Source organism: Flavobacterium maritimum (assembly GCF_040049085.1).
GTDB classification, from domain to species: Bacteria; Bacteroidota; Bacteroidia; order Flavobacteriales; family Flavobacteriaceae; genus Flavobacterium; species Flavobacterium maritimum.
Genome location: NZ_JBDLZY010000001.1, coordinates 701,610 through 717,016, shown reverse-complemented (window position 1 = coordinate 717,016; position 15,407 = coordinate 701,610). Strand labels below are relative to the sequence as shown.

The 15,407-nt window shown below is 33.3% G+C and carries 16 protein-coding genes; 9 read left to right on the top strand and 7 right to left on the bottom strand.

Translation table 11 applies throughout. From position 1 onward, the window contains the following. The first annotated feature begins 34 nt into the window (after positions 1 to 34). Together ABEB23_RS03200 and ABEB23_RS03195 are read left to right on the top strand one after the other, a co-directional pair. Entirely contained in the window at positions 35 to 1,114 is a 1,080-nt protein-coding gene (locus ABEB23_RS03200) for a glycosyltransferase family 9 protein (RefSeq protein ID WP_348810930.1), read from the top strand. Then, positions 1,098 to 1,889, top strand: coding sequence for a glycosyltransferase family 2 protein (locus tag ABEB23_RS03195; RefSeq protein WP_348810929.1), 792 nt, complete (start codon positions 1,098 to 1,100; stop codon positions 1,887 to 1,889). Before ABEB23_RS03200 ends, ABEB23_RS03195 begins: the two co-directional genes overlap by 17 nt. Here the strand turns inward: ABEB23_RS03195 and ABEB23_RS03190 are convergent. After that, the gene (locus ABEB23_RS03190; protein WP_348810928.1) at positions 1,886 to 2,650 is read right to left on the bottom strand and encodes a protein kinase family protein; all 765 of its coding nucleotides are present in this window, start codon (positions 2,648 to 2,650) and stop codon (positions 1,886 to 1,888) included. The two genes, ABEB23_RS03195 and ABEB23_RS03190, sit on opposite strands and share 4 nt — an antisense overlap. A gap of 81 nt (positions 2,651 to 2,731) precedes the next feature. Here ABEB23_RS03190 and ABEB23_RS03185 point away from each other — a divergent pair, with 81 nt between their 5' ends. The 6 genes from ABEB23_RS03185 to ABEB23_RS03160 all read left to right on the top strand — a co-directional run bounded on the left by ABEB23_RS03185 (position 2,732) and on the right by ABEB23_RS03160 (position 8,779). Beyond that, on the top strand, positions 2,732 to 3,808 hold the full coding sequence (locus tag ABEB23_RS03185) for a glycosyltransferase family 4 protein (protein ID WP_348810927.1): 1,077 nt from the start codon (positions 2,732 to 2,734) through the stop codon (positions 3,806 to 3,808). Positions 3,809 to 4,014: 206 nt separating this feature from the next. Next, complete coding sequence (locus ABEB23_RS03180; protein ID WP_348810926.1) at positions 4,015 to 4,578, top strand: L-threonylcarbamoyladenylate synthase; 564 nt, start codon at positions 4,015 to 4,017, stop codon at positions 4,576 to 4,578. A 66-nt stretch (positions 4,579 to 4,644) separates the two neighbouring features. Further along, a complete protein-coding gene (locus tag ABEB23_RS03175; RefSeq protein WP_348810925.1) occupies positions 4,645 to 6,078 on the top strand; it encodes a CCA tRNA nucleotidyltransferase in 1,434 nt (477 codons plus the stop codon). A gap of 28 nt (positions 6,079 to 6,106) precedes the next feature. Then, a complete protein-coding gene (locus tag ABEB23_RS03170) occupies positions 6,107 to 7,129 on the top strand; it encodes a COX15/CtaA family protein (RefSeq protein WP_348810924.1) in 1,023 nt (340 codons plus the stop codon). A gap of 60 nt (positions 7,130 to 7,189) precedes the next feature. Further along, positions 7,190 to 7,963, top strand: coding sequence for a CDP-alcohol phosphatidyltransferase family protein (locus ABEB23_RS03165; protein ID WP_348810923.1), 774 nt, complete (start codon positions 7,190 to 7,192; stop codon positions 7,961 to 7,963). Positions 7,964 to 8,254: 291 nt separating this feature from the next. Continuing rightward, complete coding sequence (locus ABEB23_RS03160) at positions 8,255 to 8,779, top strand: hypothetical protein (RefSeq protein WP_348810922.1); 525 nt, start codon at positions 8,255 to 8,257, stop codon at positions 8,777 to 8,779. Here ABEB23_RS03160 and ABEB23_RS03155 read toward each other — a convergent pair. The 6 genes from ABEB23_RS03155 to ABEB23_RS03130 all read right to left on the bottom strand — a co-directional run bounded on the left by ABEB23_RS03155 (position 8,776) and on the right by ABEB23_RS03130 (position 14,724). Then, positions 8,776 to 9,543 (bottom strand): LytR/AlgR family response regulator transcription factor, encoded by a 768-nt coding sequence (locus ABEB23_RS03155; protein ID WP_348810921.1) that lies wholly within the window; start codon positions 9,541 to 9,543, stop codon positions 8,776 to 8,778. The genes ABEB23_RS03160 and ABEB23_RS03155 overlap by 4 nt on opposite strands. Before the next feature lie 61 nt (positions 9,544 to 9,604). Beyond that, positions 9,605 to 9,958: a 2TM domain-containing protein gene (locus ABEB23_RS03150; protein ID WP_348810920.1), complete on the bottom strand. Its 354-nt coding sequence runs from the start codon at positions 9,956 to 9,958 to the stop codon at positions 9,605 to 9,607. Positions 9,959 to 9,974: 16 nt separating this feature from the next. Further along, positions 9,975 to 10,280 (bottom strand): 2TM domain-containing protein, encoded by a 306-nt coding sequence (locus ABEB23_RS03145; protein ID WP_348810919.1) that lies wholly within the window; start codon positions 10,278 to 10,280, stop codon positions 9,975 to 9,977. Between the two features lie 2 nt (positions 10,281 to 10,282). Then, positions 10,283 to 11,638 carry a histidine kinase gene (locus tag ABEB23_RS03140; RefSeq protein ID WP_348810918.1) on the bottom strand — a complete coding sequence of 452 codons (1,356 nt, stop codon included), beginning with the start codon at positions 11,636 to 11,638 and terminating at the stop codon, positions 10,283 to 10,285. A 50-nt stretch (positions 11,639 to 11,688) separates the two neighbouring features. After that, entirely contained in the window at positions 11,689 to 12,309 is a 621-nt protein-coding gene (locus tag ABEB23_RS03135; RefSeq protein ID WP_348810917.1) for a hypothetical protein, read from the bottom strand. A gap of 207 nt (positions 12,310 to 12,516) precedes the next feature. Then, the gene (locus ABEB23_RS03130) at positions 12,517 to 14,724 is read right to left on the bottom strand and encodes a TonB-dependent receptor (RefSeq protein WP_348810916.1); all 2,208 of its coding nucleotides are present in this window, start codon (positions 14,722 to 14,724) and stop codon (positions 12,517 to 12,519) included. A 192-nt stretch (positions 14,725 to 14,916) separates the two neighbouring features. Between ABEB23_RS03130 and ABEB23_RS03125 the strand changes: the two genes are divergently transcribed. Further along, a complete protein-coding gene (locus ABEB23_RS03125) occupies positions 14,917 to 15,375 on the top strand; it encodes a YciI family protein (protein ID WP_348810915.1) in 459 nt (152 codons plus the stop codon). The last annotated feature ends 32 nt before the right edge of the window (positions 15,376 to 15,407 follow it).

Sequence of the window (15,407 nt, the reverse complement as noted above, 5' to 3'; positions counted from 1 at the left end):
TATTCCTCCCTTAAACGGGAGGTTTTTTTATGTTATGAAAATACTGATTATACAACAAAAAATGATTGGTGATGTCCTGATAAGCAGTATTATATGCAATAATCTGCGTATCGCCTATCCTGATGCCCAGATTGATTATTTGGTTTACGAAGCAACAACAGCTGTTCTTGAAGGAAATCCAAATATCAACAACATTATTCTTTTTCAGGAAAAACACCGTAAAAGCAAGAAAGAATTACTGAAATTAGCACTCCAAATTCGATCTACTGAATATGATTTACTGATTGATGCTTATTCTAAACTGGAAAGTTGGCTTATTGCTTTTTTGAGCGGAGCCAAAAGAAAAATATCTTACAAAAAGAAAGGACGTACCTTTTTATATACAGACAATATTCCTTTTGCCGAATTCCCAAAAACCAACTTGGGTTTAGCCATAGAAAGGAGACTATCTTTATTAGAACCCCTCCATTTAGATGTACCGATTGACCCGTTACCAAAATTATTTGTGACCGAAAAAGAAAATCAGGAAGCAATTGCTCTTTTTGACCAGCATCAGGTTAGCAAAGACAGAAAAACAGTCATGATCAGTCTTTTGGGAAGTGAAAAATTAAAAACATATCCTTTGAAATATATGGCAACTGTAGTTGATACCATTGCCGATAATCAGGATGTAAATATTCTCTTTAATTATTTTCCAAAACAAATTGAAGATGCCAAAATCGTTTTTGATGCTTGTAAACCCTCTACCCAGAAGAAAATATATTTTGATTTATTGGGAGGTGATCTACGCGGATTTATTGCCTTAGTGAACCAATGTGATTTAATTATTGGAAATGATGGTGGTGCTATAAATATGGCAAAAGCATTGAAAAAACCGTCTTTTATAATTTTCTCCCCTTGGATCGAAAAGAAAATCTGGGCCACTTTTGAAGATGGACTACAACACATGTCTGTTCATTTAAAGGACTTCAAACCCGAATTATTTTCATCAAAAACAGAGAAAGAACTCAAAAAAAATGCTCTTTCCTTATATCAGGAATTTACACCCGATTTATTTAAAAACAAAATGGAAACTTTTTTGAATCAGAATCTTTCAAATGACAATACAAAATAGCGAATCAGAACAATTGCATAAATTACCTCTAACGGCATTAATCATTACTTACAATGAGGAAGGTAATATGGCTTCTGTATTGGAAAATTTGAATTTTGCAAATGAGATTCTGGTCGTTGATTCATTTAGTACAGATCGAACCATAGAAATAGCTTCCACTTTTAAAAATGTAAAAGTTATTCAACATCCTTTCAAAAACTATGCTGAACAACGCAATTATGCTATAAGTTTGGCTTCAAATCCCTGGCTTCTTTTCCTTGATGCGGATGAAAGACTGACTCCTGCTCTGATGAAAGAAATAGCCCAAATTCTTCAGCAAAACGATAGCCATTCCGCCTATTATTTTTACCGAACTTTTATGTTCAAAAACACCAAATTACACTTTAGTGGTTGGCAAACTGATAAAATTTTCAGACTTTTCAAAAAAGGAAAAGCACAATACACTTTGCAAAAAATTGTTCATGAAAAATTAGTTGTGAACGGAACCACAGGCAAATTAAAAAACAAACTCATTCATTTTTCTTATAAAGATTACTCCAGTTACAAGCAAAAAATGGTTTATTATGGAAAATTAAAAGCAATAGAAGAATTCAATAAAGGAACAAAGCCTTCTTTTTTTCATTTTTACATTCGACCATTGTATCAGTTTGTTTACCAATACATTATCCGTTTAGGGATTCTGGATGGCAAAAACGGAATTACAATCTGTTATTTGAATGCGTTAAGCGTTTTCGTACGGTTTCAGGAATTAAAAAAAATAAAATTGGATAATTAAGATTTCCAGAATTTCAATTTCTTTTTCAATCTTTGTTTTTGTGCAAATTTTTCTTGAAATTCAATAGTAGCTCCCCACATCTTTTCTAGAATCAAAGCGCTCGGCTGGTCATAATACTTGGCGTATTCGTCGCTCATAACAGCAATCATTTCCTTTTTTGGCGTAAGCCTGCTTAAATTTTTCATTCTCAAATCAAAATCCATAGAATCATGAAAATTCATTCGGTTTAAATCCACTAAAAAAAAGGCATACTGATTTTCAGCAACTTTCTTTATCAACGTATTTCCTGGTGAATGGTCTAAAAACTCGATTCCTTTTTCATGTAAATCGAAAGAAAATTTAGTGAATTGTCTTAAAATATTCTCATGATCCGGATAATCCGAAATCTCTACCAACTCTCTAAAAGTTAACTCCGTAACTACATGTTCACTAACATAATAACTATCTTTCAGGCCAATCCAGCTGTCATTTTCAAAATAAGCAATGGGTTCTGGTGTACCAATTCCTTTCTCTAATAAAGCGCATGCATATTCAAAGGAGCGTCTTGCTTTTGACTTTCTGAAATATTTGTACGCTATTTTATTAATTATGTTGGGGATTTTGAAGGATTTGATATTAACCGTTTTACCATCCACTTCAAATAGTTTTATTTTATTTCTTTTACCATCGCCGAAAAGAGTCCCTTTTAAATTAAAATTAGATATACAATCAGTAATTTCAGAACTAGTGTTAAAGAAAACTGGATTTATTTTAAAATTCATGATTATTTTTTATAGTTTACAAAAATACGTACAGAATTCTAGACTTCAAATAATTATTGTAGTTTCGTAAAAAAATAATAGATGACACAAAAGAAGAGCGTTTTTTTAGAAACACACAATATAAACAATAGAACAACAGGTTTGGGAACTTTTAATTATGAACTAATAAAAGGTTTACAGCAGCTCTCCTTTGATGATTTAGAACTACATCTTAACGCTGGAAAGCCCGATTTACTTAAAGCTGAGTTCGGCAATAAATTTAAATACCATCGCTACTTTGGTTTTCATCGCTATAAAAATTTCAGACCTCTTAAAAAATTTGATTTATGGCATTCTGTAAACCAAAACTCAAAATTAGAACCAAGATATAATACAAAGTATGTCTTGACTATTCATGATGTAAATTTCGTAGAAGAAATTTCATCAGACATGGCTCATCCAAGAAATTTAATTTTTATTGAAAAACTAAAAAGAGCCACGGCCATAACTTACATCTCTGAATTTGCAAAAAAACAAACACACGATTATTTTCAAGTACCCAATATACCTGAGCATATAATTTATAATGGAAATCCAATTAGTACCCTATTGGACACCTCTTCATATCTACCTAACGTTCCTGTCAGCAAACCCTTCTTTTATACTATTGGAGACTTTATTGAAAGAAAAAATTATACTTCAATCATTGAAATGATGAAACTAATGAAGGATTTTAATTTAATTATTTCGGGAAATAATGATAAAAAATATGGTGAGGAAATTAAGGATTTAATTATTAAAAATGGTTTAGAAAATCAGGTCTTTTTAACTGGTAAAGTAAGTAACGAAGGCAAACAATTTTTCCTAAAAAATTGCGAAGCTTTTCTTTTTCCTTCTATTAGAGAAGGATTTGGCTTACCTCCCATCGAAGCCATGCGTTTTGGCAAACCAATATTTTTATCTGACAAAACCTCTTTGCCTGAAATTGGAGGCGATGTAGCAAATTATTGGAACAACTTTGATCCAGAATATATGAAAGAAGTTGTATTAAATGGATTAAATGATTTCGAGAACAACAAAGCCATTTCTATTCAAAATCTTAAGGAAAGAGCATCGTTTTTTGATTGGAAAAAAGCGGCTTCCGAATATTTGGATGTATACAGAAGTTGCCTTTACTAATTACATTCCATTAATTAAAAACATCAGAGAACTAGGTATTCTTTGAAGCAAAAAAAGATGCCATCGATGATAAAACAAATAGGGTAATGAATGTCCTAATTGTTTAAATTGATATTTTTTTAATTAATTTTGCGATAATAATAAAATTTAAAAGGGGACTGTTTTATTAACAGCCCTTTTTTATTTCATAATAAACACATAAACCTATGATAAACGAAGAAGTACACAATGCCTATGAAGTCATAAAAAATGGTGGAATTATACTCTACCCTACTGATACCGTTTGGGGAATTGGTTGCGATGCCACAAATCCTGAAGCCGTTGCCAAAATCTACAAACTCAAGCAAAGAGCCGAAACTCAAAGCATGATTGTTTTGATGAATGGTGAAAAAATGATGTACAACGTATTCAAGGATATTCCAGAAGTAGCGTGGCAGATCTTGGATTTATCCGAAAAACCTACCACCATAATATTAGACAAACCAAGAAATGTGGCCCCAAATATAATCGCTCCAGATAACTCATTGGGAATACGAATCGTAAAAGAACCTTTTTGTTTCAAATTATTAGAGCGTATGAAAAAACCATTGGTTTCTACATCGGCTAATATTTCAGGACAACCCACACCAATTGCCTTCAAAGATATTAGTCCAGAAATTATAAAAGGTGTTGACTATGTTGTAAATTTGCACCACGAAAAAATAGCAGGAAAACCATCGACGATCATTAAACTGTCATTAGATAATCAGGTAAAAGTGATTCGTAAATAGTTTACAGTATTCAGTTTTCAGTTTTAGTTGAACAACTTTAAACTTTAAACTTTAAACATTTTTAAAATGAGCATTAAAACTTCATACAAAGAAGCCTTAAATAATAAAATTTTTGAAGTAATCTCCCAAGCTTCCCAAGAACTAAACATCGATAGTTATGTCATTGGCGGTTTTGTCAGAGATTTAATTTTAGGAAGAGATTTTAAAAAAGACATTGATATCGTTGCGGTTGGCAGCGGAATAGAATTAGCTTTAAAAGTTTCCGATTTACTTCCAAAAAAACCAAAAGTTCAGGTTTTTAAAACCTATGGAACCGCAATGTTACGTTTTGAAGATACCGAAATCGAGTTTGTCGGTGCCCGAAAAGAGTCTTATCATTTTGAGAGCCGCAACCCGGTTGTAGAGAACGGCACTTTACAAGATGATCAAAATCGTCGTGATCTCACCATAAATGCACTCGCATTGTCATTAAACGTCTCTAATTTCGGAGAACTTTCAGATCCTTTTAATGGATTAGCTGATTTAGAAAATAGAATCATTAAAACGCCTCTAGATCCAGACATCACTTATTCTGATGATCCCTTGCGTATGATGCGTGCCATCCGTTTTGCCAATCAATTAGGTTTTGAGATTGAAGAAAACTCATTAAACTCCATTACCAAAAACGCGGAACGAATCAAGATCATTTCCGGTGAACGCATTGTGGACGAACTAAACAAAATTCTTTCTACGGACAAACCTTCAGTTGGGTTCTTATTATTGTTCAAAACAGGGCTTCTGGATATTATTCTTCCGGAATTAACCGCTTTAAATCAGGTAGAAGAAATAGAAGGCCATACTCATAAAAATAATTTTTATCACACCTTAGAAGTCGTTGATAATATTTGTCCCAATACCGATGATGTTTGGTTGCGTTGGGCTGCATTGTTACACGACATCGGTAAAGCACCAACGAAGCGTTTCAATAAAAAACAAGGATGGACTTTTCATGGACACGAATTTCTTGGTGGAAAAATGGCCAAGAAAATCTTCGAAAGATTGCACATGCCTCTAAATCACAAAATGAAATTTGTGCAAAAGATGGTGATGATGAGTTCGCGTCCTATTGTTTTATCACAAGATACTGTGACTGATAGTGCGGTGCGTCGTTTGGTTTTTGATGCTGGTGAAGATGTGGAAAGCCTGATGACACTTTGTGAAGCAGATATTACCACCAAAAACCCCAGTAAATTCAAAAAATACCATAATAATTTTGAAATTGTTCGAAAGAAAATTGTTGAAGTGGAAGAACGTGATCATGTACGCAACTTTCAACCGCCTATTTCAGGAGAGGAGATTATGGAAATTTTCAACTTGAAACCTTCACGGGAAATTGGTATGCTCAAAGAAGCTATAAAAGAGGCTATCCTTGAAGGTGAAATTGCTAATGATTATAATGAAGCCTATCAATACATGATAAAAAGAGCCCAGAAATTAGGATTAAAGGAAGTTACTAAGTAGCAGAGTTACAAAGTAAAAAATATAAAAAATGAAAAAAGAGAATAATTACGTTATAATTTGGTTATTATCAGGTTGCTTACTATTATTTATGATGGTTGTTGTTGGAGGAATAACCCGATTGACAAATTCGGGATTATCAATGACCGACTGGCATTTAGTCACAGATACTTTCCCCCCGTTAACTGAGGCAAAATGGTCTCAGGCTTTTGAAGAATATAAAAAATTTCCCGAATACCAGAAGATTAATATCCATAATGACTTCACACTTGAAGATTACAAATTCATCTATTTCTGGGAATGGTTTCACCGTTTTATCGGTAGAATAATTGGTTTGGCTTTTATTGTTCCATTTGTATATTTCCTTATTAAAAAAAGACTTTCGAACGAAACCATAAAAAAATGCGTGGTTTTACTAGGAATGGGTGGTTTTCAAGGTTTTTTGGGTTGGTTTATGGTGCGAAGCGGCCTTATCGACAATCCTGATGTAAGTCATTTTAGACTTTCTTTGCATTTAACTTTTGCCTTTATCACATTTGCTTATACACTATGGGTTGCTTTGGATTTAATGTATCCAAACAAAGCAGCCGTTATACTTCCATTGCGCAAATTAGCCCGAGTTGCATTGGTGTTTTTACTTATCCAAATTATCTATGGTGGATTTGTAGCTGGTTTAAATGCCGGTTTAATTCATAATCACTGGCCTCTAATGAGTGATGGACAGCTAATTCATGATAGTGTCTTTATAGAACAAAAAACACTATTCCTTAACCTTGTCGAAGGAAAAAGCGGTGTTCAGTTTGTTCATCGAACTTTGGCTTTTGTGGTAGTTGGACTTATCCTTGCTTTATTTTTCAAAAGCAAAAAACACACACTTTCTTCTCCACAGAAGAAAGGAATCGACGCTTTGGTGATTATTGTCTTTTTACAATTTGGTTTAGGAGTTTTCACCTTGCTTTACAGTGTTCCGCTTTGGTTAGGATTAGCACATCAAGTAGTGGCTTTCTTTTTGCTGACTGCCATGACATTCACATTACATCGATTATCTAAATAGGTTAAACATAATACGCTTACACTTGACTATATTGTCGCATTTCTTAGTTTCTAAACTTAAATGTCTAAACTTGCTGCTGAAGATAAATTTATTGACTTGTCTGATTACGGACGACCAATTGCAAAATTGTTTGCCCATCGATTAAAAAATACTCGATGGACACCCATTCATGTAACTTTGCTTTTTGGGGTTTCCGGCTTGATTGCCATTTACTGCATTTTGAAAGAAGCCTATTTTTACGCTGGTTTTTTCCTCATTCTAAAATCAATTATCGATGCTGCAGATGGTGAATTGGCAAGAATAAAAAACACTCCTTCTTACACCGGAAGATACTTGGATAGCGTCTTTGATATCATTTTAAATTTCCTGATTTTAATGTCTATTTGTTATGTTTCAAAAACAAACATTTGGCTTACACTTTTAGCTTTTATCGGGATCCAATTGCAAGGTACTTTATACAATTATTACTATGTGATTTTAAGAAATAAATCGGTCGGTGGAGATGTTACCAGCAAAATATTTGAATACAAATCTCCAAGAGCTCTACCGGGAGAAAGTCAAAAATCAGTCGATATATTGTTTTGTATTTATACTATTGTTTATGGCACTTTTGATAAAATAATTCACACTCTGGATCAAGAAGCATACAAAGTAAAAACATTCCCTCACTGGTTTATGACCTGTCTTTCTATTTACGGTTTGGGTTTTCAATTATTGATTATTGCCATTATGCTACCTCTGAATTTAATAGAGTACATCGTTCCCTTTTTTATCATCTATACCTTATTTATTTTTGTTTTAATTGGCATTAGAAAAGCCATTTTCAAGACCTAAAACCATTATAGATAAATTCTATATTGATTTTTTAAAATACTAAAATTCAGTTAACTAAACCCATTTACTTAATTTACTTTTTTAAGTGTCTACTAGTCGGTTTGATTACTTCTATTCGTTTATATTTTTGTCAATACTTTGTTGCAATCTCCTATTTAAAAAGTTTCAGAACATACTAAAAATAGAAAATCAACGTTTAATTTAATAAACTATTTCCTATTTAAAATTGTCGAATGACTCTTTCAATAGTTACATTTTGCAAAGTAATTGATTATACAAAACCGAAACTAAATGACAAAAATATTATCATCTCTTGCCATCTTTCTTTCCTGCCTGGCCCATTCTCAAAATCCAAATAATCTTTTAACAATTCTGGATGCAAAAAAAATAGGTTTAATTCTAGACGTCAGGGAACAATTAGAATCGATAAAACCAGATGACATTTCCAGTTTAACAGTTTATAAAGATCCGGTAACACTAAAAAAATATGGTGCTGAATTTGGCGTCATTATAGTCACTACCAAGAAATTTATTCTCGATACTTTTTATAAAAACAACATCGAAAATTCACCCTTACAATTCAAAATTTCAACAGCTGAAGATTTATTAAAAATTGGAGTTATAACAGACCATCCTGAAAGTAAAAACCAACCTTATGATGAGCTGGCAAAATATATTGATACCTATACCCTCAATGATAAAACAAAAAAAATTGGTTCTATATTTTTTATAAAACCAACTGATGCAAAAAAAATAAACCCTGACTGGACATTTGGAGCAATCGAAATTATATCTGAAAAAGAGATGTACCCCTAACCAATCCAAGTTTTAAAATCAGAAACCTTTTCCCTACTTACAATTACCTCATCAGATGAATAGGAAGGCAAAATCACTTTTAATCGGGAATTACTGTAAACCACTATTTCTTTAATCGCTTTGAGTGGGACAATAAATTTTCTGCTCACACGATAAAATTCGGAAGGGTCTAATTCCTGTTCTAACAGTTCTAAAGTAGTTTCTATTAAGTAATTTCTATTATCGAAAGTGTGCAAATAAGTCCCTTTATTTTCACTAAAAAAACATTCAATTTCATCTGTAGGAATTACTTTTAAATGTTGCCCTATCCGTATCGTAAATCGTTTTTTATAATTTTTTTCAAATGGATTGGACAGCATTTTTTTGATTTGCTCAAAATCCATCATGAAGTCTCGAGAGCCGGTTTCCCGTTTAGGTAGTCTGTCTTTAAATTTAGAAACCGCAATTTCTAAATCGTCTTCATCTATGGGTTTCAAAAGATAATCAATACTATTCAACTTAAAAGCACGCAGCGCGTATTCATCATAAGCCGTTGTGAAAATTACGGCGCTTTTAATTTCAATTTTTTCAAAGATTTCAAACGACAACCCGTCCGATAATTGGATATCGAGAAAGATTAAATCTGGATGCGTGTTTTTAGAAAACCAACCTAAAGCTTCTTCAACGGAATGCAACATTACTCCTACCTCAACATTTAATTTTTCAAGTTTACGTTGCAGTAGTCGTGCGGCTGGTTTTTCGTCTTCTATTATTATTGTTGTCATTTAATGTTGAATTGGTTATTTGGTTAACTGAAAACTTCGACTGAATACTGAATACTCTTTTTTACTCCCATTTTTCACTTTTTTCTTTATCCATCAGTTCTTTAATTTTTCTTTCCTCCCAAGCTTGTCCAAAGAATATGTTTCTGCCAAAAACAGACAATCCGTGAGCCAATAATCCTATTCCCCAAAACAAAGCCGTTGAGAAAGTCTCCCAGCGCCAAAAAACCTCATCTCCTATTGCATCACTATTAAAACTGGATATAATTATAAAAGCATTTACCAAAACATAAACCAAGGCGTGAATGTAAAATCCTTTTATTCTCTTCACTCTTTTATAAGCTAAATTATATCGTTCGTCAGGGTTATACGTTTCGGTATGATAATCATCTGACATTCTATTTTTAAATCTTTCCATTGCTAAAACAATTAAATTATTCCCAAGTTCCTTTATTCTCTTTCTCTTTATCCATAAACTCCTTAATTTTTTGTTGCTCCCAGTCTTTTCCTAAAAAAGGCATATAATTAAAGACTTTCAATCCATGAAAAACAACTCCTATTCCCCAACCAATCAAAGGCCAAAAAAACCACAAATGTTCTGGAGAAGTTAATAAATTCAATACTACCAATCCTATATTTACTACAATATAAGCTATAAGATTCCCATAAAACCCCTTTATTTCCTCAACTTGCTTTTTAGCATTATAATAACGTTCTTCGTTTTGATATCGCTTTTCCATAATTACTTCCAAGTTTGTTGATTATCTTCCTTACGCAAAATTTCCTGTATTTTTCTTTCTTCCCAGCTGGAACTGTATCCAAAAACCTTTAAAGCATGCATTATTAATCCAAATCCCCAACCTGCTGCTGAGAACCAAAACCATTGGAATTGCGGCGAATAGGTTAAATTAATAAATATCAAAAGCGGTATCACACAGCAGTAGGAAATAAGGTTCCCATAAAACCCTTTGAGTTGCTCCACTCTTTTTTTAGCTCTGTAATAAGCTGTATTTTCGTTATAATTTGTGGTGGTGTCCATAACCGTAATTTGTTTTGTTAAAATGGGTATTTTTACCGTAAATGTTTGTTCGTTTTGATCAATTAAGACCTTTCTGTTCGTTATTATTCCGTACCGATTGACAATATTTTGCAAACCTACCCCTTGTCGTTCCTGCAAGACTTCTTTTTTTTGAAAATCGTTTTGAATGGCTAAATAATCCCCATCAATATAAATTCGGATATGCAATGGTCTTTGCTCGCTTACAACATTATGTTTTACCGTATTTTCCAATAAAAGTTGTAATGAAAGCGGCACCACTTTCGCATCTGGATTTATGTTTATGTTTGGCAATTCATAAAACAGACTGTTCTCAAAACGCATTTTAAGCAAGTTCATATACGTTTTGGCGAAAGCCAACTCTTCCTCTACCGAAACCAGTTCTTTATCTTTCTGCTCTAAAACGTAACGATAAATTTTAGAAAGAGAAGTCGTAAACCGTTGCGCATTATCCGGATTTTCTTCGATTAATGAACTCAACACATTCAAACTATTAAAAAGAAAATGCGGATCAATCTGATTTTTTAATGTTTCAAACTTTGCTGAAGCTGTTCCTGCAATTATTTTTTGTTGGGTTACTTCTTTTTTGGAAGCATGTTTCCAGTTGACCATAAAACTTCTGGCATGCATGAAAGTAGACACTCCCAAAGAAAGGATGATGTAAAACAAATGCACCCAGATCATTCTGTCATTAAAAAATTCAGAAGGATCTAATTTTTGAAAAACTACAAAAGTAAGATAGTCAATTCCTAAGACAACAGGTACTGTATAGAGTATGGTGGTAATGATTCCAAAATACACTCTCAAATTAGTTTGCTCCAGCCAATCCCATTTTTTATCCAAAAAAGAGTTAATCAAGCCATTCCCAAAACCAATTCCGTATGAGTATAATGCGCTCACCAAAAAAGTAACCAGTACATTTCGTAACTCAAAATTCCCTTGTATTAAAGAAAAAACAAATGTGAAAATTAAAGTTATCTTCAAACAATCTAAGAATCCTTTTTTTAAGACTGTGAAGGTATGTATTTTTTGATTTTCCATTTTTATTTTACTTTTTGGCGTTTTCAAATCCTCTTTTGAGGTTAGAAATCTTACTTACAATTTCTCTGTGCTTCTAAAGCTCTATCCAATCCCCATTTTGGAGAAAACGGTGTTTCAGGTTTAAAAGTAGCAAAAAGTTGAATAGAACGATCTACCTCTTTGCAAAGTTCTTGTACATTAGCACCTGTCCATTTGGCTCCTCCAATTCCAAATTCTGCTTTTCCAAAAACAACTCGAGGATTTTCGGGAGCGATTGCCTGTGCTTTTCCATACAATTCCATTACTTTTCCTGATAACTTTTGTCCGTTTGTCATCGGATCAAAAGCAACCCAGGCAGTATGAATCATAGCTTGCATTACCAATAATTCGACATTGTTTTGATCTTTTGCCATTTCTACATCTAATGCATTTTGTGCCTTGTTCAGCAATACATCCATTTGACCTTTATCTTTTGTTGCGAAAGCAGTGGTTGTATTGACTAAGGCAACATAATAATTTGGCAGCCAAGAATCTTTTTCAGCGGCTGCAATTCTTTCAAATAAATCAGATGCTTCTGTATTTTTCCCTTCTTTCCAAAGCCCAAATGCTTTTCCCATTCCTTGCTCAAATTGTCCTTGAGCAGATACTAAACTAAAAATAAATAATGCGATTGCTGTGATAATTTTGGTCATGATTTCTTGATTTTAAATTGTTATTGAAATGATTATTTGTTGTTTCGATTAATTCTTGAACAAATTTATATTGGTCCGTACTGTTTTAAAATTTATACTGACCGAACTGTCGATTTTTGAGGATGAATTGTTTTTTTTATAGATACTAAGATTCTGAGATGTTAAGATTCTAAGTTTTTTTCTTAGTAACTTAGAATCTTAGCGGCTTTATAAATTCTTCAATTGATTGTCTTTTTTATCCTTGCTTATTGTCCAGAAGAAACCAAGAAAGAAAAACCGATCGGCTGTAGGTGTAATAGCCATTCTATTATATATACCGTTTGCATCCGGATTAACAGCATAATCATAGCCAAAAACATTTTGTCTGCCCAGGACATTTGAAACCGAGAAATACAAAATCTTTTGCGTTGTCAGCAAATAAGCCCAATTGAAACTTAAACTGTTATACGATTTTGTTTTTCCGTTCATGAATTGCGTTTCATTAGGGTCATTATACGGCCTCCCGGAACTATAAGAATTTGTGAATCCTATTTGTGATTTCCAATCGGTGATCCAGTATTTAGTTACTATTGACAAGCTGTGGTCAGCCACAAAACTGGGAGTCGCTTGTGTGATGAAATTTTTATAATCTCTTTCAGTATCGATATACGAATACGAAACCCAGTATTCTAAATTCTTAACTGACTTTCCGTCCCTCCAAAACAAATCCAAACCTTTCGCGTAGCCTGAACCAGTATTATCAAATACCGTATTGTATTGTATTGAAGGAGCATCATATTTGACCAAATTACGGTAGTCTTTGTAATAAGCTTCTGCCCTGAAAGTTTTGCCGTTTTTATTGTACTGGTAATTCAAAATGTAATGGGAAGCTTTCTCGCTTTCAAACTGATGAAATTTTGAATATTTTATGTAATCTACACTTGGTGTTTGGGTAAAGTCCCCATAAGCCAATGAAATCTGACCATTTTTAGTCATTTTATAGGCTAATGAAATTCTTGGAGCAATAGCAGTTTCGTCTAACAAATCGTTATTGGACGCTCTTAACCCAACTTTTGCAGCTAGTTTTTTCGAAAAGAAAATATCGGCTTCTGTATAAATTGCTCCAATATTAGAATCATATCCGACTGTAAAATCTGAACTTGAATTTCCCTGTAAATCCTCATTGAATTGGGTAATAAAATAATCCGCACCAAAGGATACTTTTAATCGGTCGGAGAAACTTTTTTTCAATTTTAATTTCAAATGAGCTGCATTTTCATCATTTTCAACTTTATACAAATCATGATTGATGTCGTTCCTGCTGTAACCATAACTCAAACCCGCAGTAATTTGCCAGTTGCTTCCAAAAACACCTTTATAAGCGGTATTCAAATAAAAATTATTGTTGCTTAAATCTGTTCGGGTTTTCTGAGCAAAATTGATATTTTCCTGATTGACATCAAATTTAGAAGAATCGAATGCAGCATATAATTTTAGGATTCCATTATTGAAATTATAACGATAAACCGTTTCACCTGATAGAGACTGGAAGGGCTTGTTCCAATCGACATTTTGAGGAATTACTGCTTGATAAGGTGCTAAATTAATATAAGCGGTATTCACACTCAAGGAACTTTTCTCCCATTTTTGAGTATTCCCCATCCCTAGACCTACAGTCATTAATCCAATTTCCGTTTTATTTTGGTCTGGTTCATCTTGTGTATTTAATAATAAAACAGAGGATAATGCTTCTCCATATTCAGCAGAATAACCACCTGTTGAAAATGACATCCCACTAAAGAGAAAAGGAGAAAATCGGCCTCGGGTTGGTAAATTATCCGTACTGGCGCCATAAGGTTGTGCTACTCTGATGCCATCTACAAAAGTTTGCGTTTCATTGGCTTCCCCACCACGAACAAACAATCTTCCGTCCTCCCCAACATTTTGTGTTCCGGGTAAAGTTTGCAAAGCGGCAATAATGTTCCCAACCGAACCTGCAGTAGTTACAATATCCAAAGGTTTTAATACCGAAACTCTGGCTTTCTCACCAGATTCCAGTGTGCCGGCGGTAACCACAACAGCATCAAGCGAGTTAACACTTTCCCTCAGTTTTATGGTTTTATTTTGAAAACCAGCCACATCAATCACTGTTTTTGAAGTTTCATAGATCAGGAAACTCACGACCAAGGTTTTATTTCCCGTTGCAGTCGTTATAAAATTAAAATCTCCGGTTTCGTTACTGGAAGCCCCGTCATACGTTCCTTCAATAAAAATATTGGCGCCTGAAATGGGGTTTCCTTTTTCATCAACCACTTTTCCGGAAAGTACCGTTTGTGAAAAAAGAGTTCCTGATAAAAGCAAAATACTAAGAATACAGATAGTTTTAAATATACTTTTTTGATTGTTTTTTGAGTAATTGTGAATCATTGGTTTCATCTTATTGCGTTTTGATGCAGCAAATATCTTCTGTAAAAAACAGAACCAAAAAAAGGAATTACCGAACTGTTGAAATTATAGGATGAGTTGTTTATTCGGAATTTATATTAAACCTAAACATGCGTTTTTTATTTCTTTGTTTAATGTTCGAATGAAAATCTTAAATTTGTCCTTAATCCAATTTCGAAGAAAATGAAAAAATCAATCTTTCTACTTTTGCTGTTAGTTTTTACCACCGCAACATTTTCTCAGGAGACTACTTCTTCCTATGATGAAAAACTAGCTACATCATTGCATGCCGATGAATACGGAATGAAGCAATACGTGTTTTGCCTCTTAAAAACAGGAAGCAACACGACGGCTACTAAAGAAGAAACTCAAAAGTTATTTGAAGGTCATATGGCCAACATTAACCGATTAGCAAAAGAAGGAAAATTAGTTCTTGCTGGACCATTCAAGAAAAACGAAAGAAATTACAGAGGTATTTATATATTCAACGCCACAACTATTGAAGAGGCAAAAGAATTTGTAGCCACTGACCCGGCAGTACAATCGAATTTACTGGAAGCTGAACTGACACTTTGGTATGGAAGCGCAGCTTTACAGGAAACACTAAAAATTCATGATAAAATTTCGAAAAATAAATTTTAATTTTTCTGAAAACAATCAGCTATATCGATTGA